The organism is Streptomyces sp., from assembly GCF_050698815.1.
Taxonomy (GTDB): Bacteria; Actinomycetota; Actinomycetes; order Streptomycetales; family Streptomycetaceae; genus Streptomyces.
Window position 1 is genome coordinate 1 of record NZ_JBOHCV010000608.1, and the last position, 10,764, is coordinate 10,764.

Sequence of the window (10,764 nt, forward strand, 5' to 3'; positions counted from 1 at the left end):
GGCTGGGCCCGGACAGCCCTCCGGACGCCCCCGAGGACGGGCAGCCCGACGGCGCGCCCGACGGCGAACCGGACGGCCGCCCGGACGAGGGCCCGCGGAACAGGCCGTCCCCTACGCCGGCACTCACCGTGCGGCTGCCCGAACAGCGCCCCCTGGACGCGGTCACCGTGCAGACGGGTCCCGGCTCGGGCACCCGCGCCCGGGTCGAGGCACACGTGCCGGGCGAAGGCTGGCGGCGCCTCGGCGCACTGTCGGGCAGCGGCTGGACGCAGACGGACGGCCACGGCGTTCGCGCCGACGCGCTGCGGCTCGCCTGGTCGCCGGACTCACGCGAGCCCGTCGTGCACGAGATCACCCCGTGGTTCGCCGACAGTCCGGACGCCTCCCTCACGCTCTCCCGTGACCAGATCTACGTCCCCATCGGCGGTGGCACGAGCGAGGTCACCGCCGAGCTGCGTGCGCGCCGCCCGGCAGACGTACGCGGCCGGGTCACCGCCAAGGCTCCCGACGGATTCACCGTGCACACCCCGGACCGTACGGAGGTGCCGCGCGGCGGCACGGCACGGGTCCGCGTGCGGATCGAGGCCGGCGCCTCGGTGCGGCCAGGCACTCACGAGATCCCGGTCTCCTTCGGCGGCGAGCGGCGCACGCTGACCGTGAGCGCCTTCCCCCGTACGGGCGGGCCGGACCTCGCCCGTACCGCCGAGGCGGCGTCGTCCGCCGACGAGACTCCGGACTTCCCCGCGTCCGCCGTCAACGACGGCCGCAAGGGCACCCGCTGGTCCTCGCCCGCCGAGGACGGCGAGTGGCTGCAGCTGAGGCTGCGGCGGCCCACGCGGGTGGGCGAGCTGGTGCTGCACTGGCAGGACGCCTATGCGAAGCGCTACCGCGTGCAGGTCTCACCGGACGGCAAGCGGTGGCGCACGGCCGCGACCGTAGGGGACGGCAGGGGCGGCCGGGAGACGGTGCGGATGGACGCGCCCGCGGACACCCGGTACGTCCGCGTCCAGGGAGAGGAGCGGGCGACCCGCTTCGGCTACTCGCTCTGGTCGGTCGAGGCGTATGCCGTGCGGGGCCGCGACTGACAGCTCGCGGCCCGTGCCTGCCCGTGCCTGCTCGTGCCTCCCTTCCTGCCCCCGCCTGCCCGTGCCGCGAGAACAACAAAGCCCGGTCTCAGGCAGTGGCTCTGCCGTCGATCCGGGCGAGGGCGTCGTCCGCGCCGTATGGCTGTAGGTACGGCATCCAGCGCGGGTCGCGGTGTCCCGTGCCGATGATCCGCCAGGCGAGTCCCGACGGGGGCGCCGGTTGATGGCGCAGCCGCCACCCGATCTCGGCCACATGTCTGTCCGCCTTGACGTGATTGCAGCGGCGGCAGGCCGCCACCACGTTCTCCCAGGTGTGCAGTCCCCCGCGGCTGCGCGGAATGACGTGGTCGACGCTGGTCGCGATGCCACCGCAGTACGCGCACCGACCGCCGTCGCGGGCGAAGAGCGCCCGGCGGGTCAGGGGAACGCTGCCCCGAAAGGGGACCCGCACGAAGCGCTTCAGGCGGACGACGCTGGGGGCGGGTATGACACGGGTGGCGCTGTGCATCAGGGCGCCGGACTCCTCGAGGCTGACCGCCTTGTCGTTGAGCACGAGGATGAGCGCGCGACGTAGCGGTACGACGCCGAGCGGCTCGTACGACGCGTTGAGGACCAGGACATGCGGCACGGTGCCTCCTTGTACGTCGGCGGCGCGTGGCTCGCGCCGGGACGATCTCACCTCAGTGTGTCCCGTGCCCCGCTCACTCCGCCACCACGACCAGGTAACGCAACGGGCGTGTTTTCCACCACACCGTCCGCCTTCCGCCGAAACGCGCACCCCGCCCGACCAGTCAGCACGGTCACGGGCCGTTACACGGAGTGCGCCACGGACGGTCCGCACACCTCCCCGCCACCCGGCGGTGCGGAGTGTGGAGGGTGTGCGCCGTTAGTGTGGTGGCGTGTCCGCCGGGCCCGTCCCGGTGGGTCAAGTCGCCCCGCATGGAAGGTTCTGCTGTGTTCAGGCTGATCGGCGCCGCAAGCGGACAGGACGACGGTCCGGCCTCGCTGGACGACGCACACGAGTCGGCCACCGAAGCCGCCGGATGGATCGAGGCGAACTGGTCGGACTGGGTGGCCGCGGGGCTCCGCATCCTGCTCATCGCGGTGATCGCGATCATGCTGCGCTACGCGATACGCCGCTCCATCAGCAAACTGATCAAGCGCGTGAACCGCAGAGCGGAGGCCGCCGACAGCGGCAACGCGCTGCGCGGGCTGCTGGTCAACGGCGAACGGCGGCGGCAGCGCTCCGAGGCGATCGGCTCGGTGCTCCGCAACGTCGCCTCCTTCGTGATCGTCGGCACCGCCCTGCTCATGGTCCTCTCGGACCTCGGCATCAATCTCGCCCCGCTGCTGGCCAGCGCCGGTGTCGCGGGTGTGGCACTGGGATTCGGCGCACGCAACCTGGTCACGGACCTGCTGGCGGGGGTCTTCATGCTGCTCGAGGACCAGTACGGGGTCGGGGACCGGGTCGACGTCGGGGAGGCCGCCGGCACCGTGCTGGAGATCGGGCTGCGCGTGACCCAACTCCGCGGTGACGACGGCGAGATCTGGTACATCCGCAACGGCGAGATCAAACGCGTCGGCAACCTCAGCCAGGGGTGGGCGACGGCCGCCGTGGACGTACAGGTGCGGGCGGGCGAGGACCTGGACACGGTGCGCGCGGTGATCACCGCGGCGGGTGAGGAGCTGGCGAAGAGCGAGCCCTGGGACGAGCTGCTGTGGGAACCCGTCGAGGTGCTCGGACTCGATTCCGTGACGCTCGACGCCATGGTGATGCGGGTCTCGGCCAAGACCATGCCGGGCAAGTCGCTCGGGGTGGAAAGGGAACTGCGCTGGCGGATCAAGCGGGCGCTGGACCGGCAGGGCATCGACATCGTGGACGACCAGTCGCTGGCGCTGGAGGCAGGCAACGCGCGACAGGGCCGGGACGGCGGCGGCGACGGAGTGCCGCTGCAGAAACGGCGTGACTAGCACCTCCGGGCGGCTGCCCGGGCACCTGCCCCGGGCGCCTATTGACGCCGGTCGAGCGGGGGCTTAGTGTCCTGAACGTAACAGGAAACCTTCCTAACAGTATTTCCCCCGCTGACGCGCTCGAAGGCCCGTCGGCGCGCTCGGGGGTGGAGGCGGCAGCGATGGCCGGGATGACACCGGGGACCCCTCGGGTGCTGCGCGCGATGAACGATCGTGCCGCGCTCGATCTGCTGCTGGCCGAGGGCCCCCTGTCGCGCGGGCGGATCGGCAAGCTGACCGGGCTTTCCAAGCCGACCGCCTCCCAGCTGCTGGCCCGCCTCGAAGCCGCGGGTCTGGTCGTCGTCACCGGCAGCAGCGAAGGCCGGCCGGGCCCGAACGCCCAGCTGTACGCCGTCAACCCGGCCGTCGCGCACGTGGCCGGGGTGGACGTCACGACCCACCGCATCCTCGCCGGGGTCGCCGACATCACCGGCCGCACCATCGGCACGTACGAACTGGCCACGCCGCCGCCGACCGGCGCGGCCAGGTCCGGGCCGCGCCACGGCGGGACCGCCGACCTGGTCGTACGGGCCGTGGAGGGCGCGGCCAAGGCCGCCCACGTGCACCGCACCGACCTGCACCGCGTCGTCATCGGCACGCCCGGCGCGTTCGACCCCAGCACGGGACGGCTGCGTTACGCTTCGCATCTGCCCGGCTGGCACTCCCCCACGCTGCTGGACGAGCTGGCCGCCGCCCTGCCGATGTCCCTCGACTACGACAACGACGTCAACCTCGCCGCCGTCGCCGAGCAGCGGCTGGGCGTGGCGGGCGGCCACGAGGACTTCGTGCTGCTGTGGAACCAGGAAGGCATCGGCGCCGCCCTCGTGATCGGCGGACGGCTGCACCGCGGCCGGACCGGCGGCGCGGGCGAGGTGGGCTTCCTGCCGGTGCCCGGCACCGCGCTCGTACGCGATCCCGCGCACACCAACAGCGGCGGCTTCCAGGAACTGGCGGGGGCCAACGCGGTGGTGCGCTGGGCACACGAACTCGGCCTGCCGCACGACCCGGCCGCCGAACTGCACGCCAAGGCAGCCGATCTGGTCGCCCGCGCGGTGCTCGCCACGGAAGGCGGCCGAGCAGGCCCCGCGGGCGGCCCGGGGAACGGCGACGGGCCGCACGGCGAACTGCTGCGCCGCTTCGCCACCGGCATCGCGACCGGTCTCGCCTCCATGGTCGCCGTGCTCGACCCGGAGCTCATCGTGCTCTCCGGCGGCGTGCTCACGGCGGGCGGCGAGCCGCTGCGTGAGCTGGTACGCGCGGAACTCACCGAACTCGCCGTGCCCAGACCGCTGCTGGTGCTGGGCACGGTCACCGAACACCCCGTACTGCACGGCGCGCTGGAGAGCGCGCTGGCCACCACCCGCGACGAGGTGTTCGACACCTCCCGCTGACGCCCCCCGAACCCTCGTGCCTCGTAAGGACGTACACAGGACATGAAACTCGCAGTGGTCGGCGGCGGCTCCACCTACACCCCTGAACTCGTCGACGGCTTCGCGCGGTTGCGCGACACCCTGCCCGTCGGCGAACTGGTGCTCATCGACCCGGCGGCGGACCGGCTGGAACTGGTGGGCGGCCTCGCGCGCCGCATCTTCGCCGAGCAGGACCACGACGGCCGCATCACCACCACCGCCGACCTGGACGCCGGCGTCGCGGACGCCGACGCCGTGCTGCTCCAACTGCGCGTGGGCGGCCAGGCGGCACGGCAGCAGGACGAGAGCTGGCCGCTGGAGTGCGGCTGCGTCGGGCAGGAGACCACCGGCGCCGGGGGTCTGGCCAAGGCGCTGCGCACCGTCCCCGTGGTGCTCGACATCGCCGAGCGCGTACGCCGTGCCAATCCCGGCGCGTGGATCATCGACTTCACCAACCCGGTCGGCATCGTCACCCGGGCACTGCTGCAGGCCGGGCACAAGGCGGTCGGACTGTGCAACGTGGCGATCCATCTGCAGCGGAAGTTCGCGGCCCGGCTGGAGGTGCCTCCCGAGGAGATCCACCTCGACCACTACGGGCTCAACCACCTCACCTGGGAACTGGCCGTACGGCTGGGCGGGCCGGACGGACCGGACCAGCTCCCCCGGCTGCTCGCCGAGCACGGCGCCGGCATCGCCGAGGACCTGCGCCTGCCGCGCGGGCTGCCGGCCCGGCTCGGCGTCGTCCCCTCGTACTACCTGCGCTATTACTACACGCACGACGAGGTCGTCGAAGAGCTGCGGACCAAGCCCTCCCGCGCGGCCGAGGTCGCCGCCATGGAGCGGGAGCTGCTGGAGATGTACGGGGACCCGGCGCTGGCGGAGAAGCCCGCCCTGCTGGGCAAGCGGGGCGGCGCCTTCTACTCGGAGGCCGCCGTGGCACTGGCCGCCGCTCTGCTGGGCGGCACGTCCGGAGGGGCCACGGCAGGGCAGCCCTCGCCCGTGCAGGTCGTGAACGTGTTCAACGACGGCACCCTGCCCTTCCTCCCCGACGACGCGGTGATCGAAGTACCGGCCACGGTCGGCGCCGCCGGTGCCCTGCCGCTGCCCGCGCCCGCCGTCGGCCCGCTCCAGGCGGGCCTGATGGCACACGTCACCGCGTACGAGAACCTGGCCCTGGACGCGGCGCTGCGCGGCGGCCGCGACCGGGTCTTCACGGCACTGCTGGCACACCCGCTCGTCGGCCAGTACGGCATGGCCGAGGCCCTGACCGACCGGCTGCTCGCCCACAACCGGGACCACCTGGCGTGGGCCTGACCACTGCCTGCCTGGCCATCGACGCGGGCAACAGCAAGACGGACGTGACGGTCGTAGCCGCCGACGGCGCCGTGCTGGGCAGCGCACGCGGCGACGGCTTCCAGCCGCCGACGGCCGGCGTGGAGGTCGCGGTCGACGCGCTCGCACAGACCGTCGGACACGCGCTGGCCGACGCCGGAGCCGGCCTCGGCCGGGACGGCTGGGCGGCCGGGCCCGGTGGGCGGCCACCGCTCGCGCACGTCTCGGCCTGTCTCGCCAACGCCGACCTGCCGCGCGAGGAACGCCTGCTGACCGCCGCCCTGACGGCACGGGGCTGGGGTCGCAGCACGCACGTGGCCAACGACACCTTCGCCATTCTGCGCGCCGGGCTGCCCGACGACGGGTCGGTACGGCACGGCGTCGCCGTCGTCTGCGGCGCGGGCATCAACTGCGTGGGCCGGGACGCCGACGGCCGAACGCACCGGTTCCCCGCCCTCGGCCGGATCTCCGGCGACTGGGGCGGCGGGGGCGGGCTGTCAGCCGAAGCGATCTGGTACGCGGCCCGGGCCGAGGACGGCCGCGGCGAGCCCACCCGGCTCGCGCGAGCACTGCCCGGCCACTTCGGCCTGCCCTCCATGTACGCGCTGATCGAGGCCCTGCACATGGGCGACCTGCCGGACACCCGCAAGCACGAGATCGCCCCGCTCCTCTTCACGGTCGCCGCCGCGGGCGACCCGGTCGCACGCGCCCTCGTACGACGACAGGCCGAGGAGATCGTCTCCCTGACGACGGTCACGCTGAACCGCCTCGCACTGCTCGGCACCGCGACCCCGGTCTTCCTCGGCGGCAGCGTCGCCGCAGCACGTCATCCCCTGCTGCACGATCACCTCACGCACCTGCTCGCCGACCGCGCGCCCCAGGCCACCACCCACGTGGTCACCGCGCCGCCCGTACTGGGCGCGGCCCTCCTCGGCCTCGACCGGGCCGGTTCCGCACCGGAAGCACACGCCCGGCTGCGCGCGCACTACGCCTGAAGCGGGACGCCGGACTACGAGCGGTGCACGGTGATCGTCGTCCAGGCGCCGACGTGGACGCGGTCGCCGCTCACGAGGGGGACCGGGACGAACGGCTGGATGGGATCCTCGGCGCCGTTGATGGTGGTGCCGTTCGTGGAGTCCTGATCCACGACCGACCAGCTGCCGTCGGGCTGCTGGACCAGCACGGCGTGCTGGTGGGAGACGCCCGGGTCCTCGGGCGTCCGGGCCAGGTCGATGTCCGGGGCCTCCCCGGTGGAGTGGCGGCGGCGGCCGATGGTGATCTGGTGGCCGGCCATCGGGAGCTGCTGCTCGGGCGAGTAGGCGGGCAGGTTGAGGCTCGCCGATTCGGGGCCGCTGCGACCCATCATCGCCGCGAAGTACTCGCGGTCGGGCGCGATGACAGCCGTCCAGGAACCGGAGTGCGGCCCGCCCTGCTGCTGTGCCGGCCCGCCCGGACCGGGCTGCGGCGGGCCGGACTGCGGTGGACCGGGCTGCTGGGCCTGGAAGGGGTCGGGCGGCGGGGCCTGGAAGGACTGAGGAGGGGCGGGCTGCTGCGACTGCTCCTGCTGGGGCGGGGCCGGCGGCGGGATCGTCCAGTCGCCGCTCGGCGGGGAAGGCGGCTGCGGTGCCTGCGGCGCCATGGGCTGCCCCTGGCCGTAGCCCTGCCCCGGGAAGCCGTTAGGCCCGGGACCGAGCGGGGGCGGGGACGGGGACGGTGGCGGTGGCGGAGTCACCGGCGACCCGGGGGCCAGCGGTTCCGCGGAACGGTTCATCTGGGAGGGCCGGGAGTTCTGGTATTCGAACGACTGGTCCTGCCCCTGGCCCTGGCTGGGGAAAGACGGTGGCGGGGGCGGACCCTGCTGGCCGGGGTGACCCGGATACCCCTGCTGGCCCGGCTGGCCCGGCTGGCCCTGCTGGCCCTGGTGGCCCTGCTGCGGGAACGCGGAGGGCGGCTGCGGGTCCGCCGGCACGTACGTGGTCGGCGTGTGGGTCAGGAAGTTGTAGCGGCACCCCTCGCAGAAGGGCGCCAGAGCCTGGCGCGCGGTGCCGCACTGCGGGCACAGTTCGGCCTGCGGCTGCTGCGGAACGGGCGGACCGCCAGGACCGCCGGGCCCCGGGTAGCCGTAGCCCTGCGAGGGCTGGCCGGGAGGAACGGGCGGCCCGCCCGGACCACCGGGCCCACCGGGCGGCGGCCCGGGATAGCCGTAGCCGCCACCGGGCACGGGCGGGGAGGGCGGCGGGACGGCACCGGCGGGCGCGGCTGCCGCGTCGGCCATGCGGTGACCGCACACCTCGCACCAGTCATCGGCCGCGGACTGGTGTCCGTTCGGGCAAGTCGGCATGGTGAATGCCTCCCCCTCGTGCTCCTGGTAGTCGCTGCCTGCGGTCCGTCCCTCGTGGACCTGTCATTTCTTCACGCGGACCGTCTTCGTGGACCGCGTCTCCAGCGTCATCTCGTCGGCGTCGGCAACCTTCGCCTTCAGTCGAACAGTACCGGTCGCCGCATCGACGACGTCCACCACCTTCGAAAGCAGTTTCGCTGTATCGGCGTTCCCGGACGCGCTCGCCAACTGTACGGCTCGCCCGAGTTTGGCCGTCGCGCCCCCTTCGTCACCGGCCTTCCGCAGCTCCAGCCCCTGCTGGATGGCCTGGGCGAGTTCCGCCTGACCCGTGTAGTGGGCGACCTGCGCGTTGATGGAGGTCGTGGCGATCATGTCGTCCGTCCAGACCGCCCGGATCAGACCCTGCGCGAGGGTCTCGCGAATGCCGCCGTCCGGATCGGACAGCACCAGTGAGGCCCGGCCCGCCAGCATCTCCTGACCCACCTCGGCCGCCGGCACCTCCACACATACGTGGTAGTCGCGGGACTCGGCACCCCAGGAACCGGTCGGGTAGTCACCGGCACGCGGGCCCGCCTCGGTACGGCGGCCGGTCAGATCCTCGACCGTCGGCGCGACCTGCTTGACGAACTTGATCTCCGCGCCCCGCGGTGTCCACAGGCGGAGCACCACATCGGCGACCTCCTTGCCCATGGCGTTCTCCATCATGCGCGTGAAGTCCGCGGACAGGCCGTCCGGATCGGCGACGATGTCGGCGGAGCCGAGCAGCGCCGAGGCGATCCTGGTGACCTCCTTCACCTCCCAGTCCGTGCCGACGCCCCGGGCGTCACAGGTGAAGCGGCCCGCGCAGGCCTCGAGCGCGGCGCTCAGCTGCTCCGGCTCCTCGTGCTCGTTACGCCCGTCGGTGAGCAGGATGCCGTGCCGGACGGCGGCCCCGGCCGAGGAGAGCAGCCGGTCGGCCAGTCGCAGCCAGGTGCCGATGGCGGTACCGCCGCCCGCTTCGAGCCGGCGCAGCGCCTCCCGTGCCTCGGCACGGGTGTGCACGTCGGCCACTGCCGTGCCGCCGTTCCCCGGATAGATCTCTGTGGCCTTGTGGGTGCCCGCGACCACCGCGAAGGAGACCCCGTCGCGCACCGTGTCGATCGCGGCGGCGGTCGCTTCGCGCGCGTTGCGCATCTTCGTCGGCGGGTAGTCCATCGAGCCCGAGCAGTCGACCATGATCACGACGGCGGTGTCGGACCGGGCGTCACCGGCCCGCGGAGGCGGCAGATCGCTCGGCTCCGTGGTCGGCAGCGGCGGACCGCCCGACGTACCGCCCTCCGCCGTACCGCCGCCCGAGGAGGTGACCGTGACGATCGCGTTGACCTCTCGCGCGCCTTCCGGCAGGAATTCGTTCTGATAGATGTCGGCCGAGAACCGCGGCGCCCCCGGCTTTGCGAAGTTGGCCATCTGTTCGGCTCCTGTTCCGTGCTGAAGAGGAGATGTGCGTCGCGTCAGACCGGTCCGCCCTCTCCCGCAGGCACGGAGAAGGGGACGACGGCCACCGTCACGTTGTCGTGGCCGCCGCCGTCGAGGGCGTGGCCGACCAGGTGCCGCGCGCAGTGCAGTGGCCGGGTCCGGGCGTCGGGGGGCACCGCGGCGGCCATCTGTTCGGCGGACTCCGCGTAGTTCCAGAGCCCGTCGGTGCACACCACCACCACGCCCGGCCGGTCCGGCTTGAAGGACGCGGTGTGCGGGTCGACTTCGTACGCGTCCGCGCCGAGCCAGCCCGTGATGGCGTGCGCCCGGGCATCGGCGTACGCCTCGGCCTCGTTCATGAGACCCGCCGCCACCATCTGGGCCGCCCAGGAGTCGTCCTCGGTCAGCCGGGCCGCCGGCGCGCCGCGGTCCTCGGGCACCCAGTAGGCGCGGCTGTCCCCGATCCAGCCGACGGTGAGGATGCCGTCCGCGCTGAAGGCGGCGACGATGGTGCAGGCCGGGGCGTTCTTGGACGGCTCGTTGGGGCCCTCGGTGGCAAGGACGTTGACCGCGTCGGAGGCGGCGAGCAGTGCGCCGTGCATGGCCTGCTGAGGGTGCGTGCCCTGGGGGACCGAATCCCGCATCGACGCGCCGGCGGCCCGGGCCGCCGCGGCCGACGCCTCGTCGGGCCGGGTCGCGGAGGAGACGCCGTCGCAGACCACGGCGATGGTCCCCGTGGACCCTTCGGGCGTGGCCGCCTCGAGGAGGGCGAAATAGTCCTCGTTGCGATGGTGGCGCAGTCCACGGTCGCTGGCCGCGGCGACCGAGGGCAACTCGCCCTCCATGTGGTCACGTTCACACGGCTGCTTGTGCCCGCAGTGTTCGCAGTAGCCGTCCCCGTCGATGGCACCGGTGGCGCAGGCGACGCAGCGCGGTCCCGGCTCCTGCCGCTCCCCCTGCTCTGCCGCCGTCCCGGGTGAGCCGTACTGCTCGGCGTCGACGAGAGCGCGGAGCGCACTGCCCGGCGTTCCACTCTCCAGGTCGTCCGGTGAGATGTCCGGCGCAGCGGTGCGGGGGGAGTCGTCCAGCATGAGGCGCGGGTCCACGGTGCGCGGGTCCGGCGCCGCCCGGC

The 10,764-nt window shown here is 73.4% G+C and carries 9 protein-coding genes; 5 read left to right on the forward strand and 4 right to left on the reverse strand.

The annotated features are described in order from the left end of the window. A partial coding sequence (locus tag ACRDP3_RS22050; RefSeq protein ID WP_431518724.1) for a discoidin domain-containing protein occupies window positions 1–1,085 on the forward strand: 1,085 nt, incomplete at its 5' end. 88 nt (window positions 1,086–1,173) lie between these two features. On the opposite strand, the gene ACRDP3_RS22055 is transcribed toward ACRDP3_RS22050, so the two are convergent. Beyond that, on the reverse strand, window positions 1,174–1,713 hold the full coding sequence (locus ACRDP3_RS22055) for an HNH endonuclease (protein ID WP_431518725.1): 540 nt from the start codon (window positions 1,711–1,713) through the stop codon (window positions 1,174–1,176). A gap of 311 nt (window positions 1,714–2,024) precedes the next feature. On the opposite strand from ACRDP3_RS22055, the gene ACRDP3_RS22060 reads away from it, so the two are divergent. The 4 genes from ACRDP3_RS22060 (at window position 2,025) to ACRDP3_RS22075 (ending at window position 6,831) form a co-directional block, all read left to right on the forward strand. Beyond that, window positions 2,025–3,056, forward strand: coding sequence for a mechanosensitive ion channel family protein (locus ACRDP3_RS22060; RefSeq protein WP_431518726.1), 1,032 nt, complete (start codon window positions 2,025–2,027; stop codon window positions 3,054–3,056). A gap of 161 nt (window positions 3,057–3,217) precedes the next feature. After that, window positions 3,218–4,486, forward strand: coding sequence for an ROK family transcriptional regulator (locus ACRDP3_RS22065; protein WP_431518727.1), 1,269 nt, complete (start codon window positions 3,218–3,220; stop codon window positions 4,484–4,486). 42 nt (window positions 4,487–4,528) lie between these two features. After that, window positions 4,529–5,818, forward strand: a complete 1,290-nt coding sequence (locus ACRDP3_RS22070; RefSeq protein WP_431518728.1) for a 6-phospho-beta-glucosidase — start codon at window positions 4,529–4,531, stop codon at window positions 5,816–5,818. Then, window positions 5,809–6,831 (forward strand): N-acetylglucosamine kinase, encoded by a 1,023-nt coding sequence (locus ACRDP3_RS22075; RefSeq protein ID WP_431518729.1) that lies wholly within the window; start codon window positions 5,809–5,811, stop codon window positions 6,829–6,831. Before ACRDP3_RS22070 ends, ACRDP3_RS22075 begins: the two co-directional genes overlap by 10 nt. A gap of 14 nt (window positions 6,832–6,845) precedes the next feature. On the opposite strand, the gene ACRDP3_RS22080 is transcribed toward ACRDP3_RS22075, so the two are convergent. The 3 genes from ACRDP3_RS22080 to ACRDP3_RS22090 form a co-directional block, all read right to left on the reverse strand. Then, window positions 6,846–8,177 (reverse strand): FHA domain-containing protein, encoded by a 1,332-nt coding sequence (locus ACRDP3_RS22080; RefSeq protein WP_431518730.1) that lies wholly within the window; start codon window positions 8,175–8,177, stop codon window positions 6,846–6,848. 63 nt (window positions 8,178–8,240) lie between these two features. Further along, window positions 8,241–9,623 carry a vWA domain-containing protein gene (locus ACRDP3_RS22085; protein WP_431518731.1) on the reverse strand — a complete coding sequence of 461 codons (1,383 nt, stop codon included), beginning with the start codon at window positions 9,621–9,623 and terminating at the stop codon, window positions 8,241–8,243. 44 nt (window positions 9,624–9,667) lie between these two features. Beyond that, window positions 9,668–10,764, reverse strand: a 1,097-nt coding sequence (locus tag ACRDP3_RS22090) for a PP2C family protein-serine/threonine phosphatase (RefSeq protein ID WP_431518732.1), incomplete at its 5' end; no start/stop codon positions are given.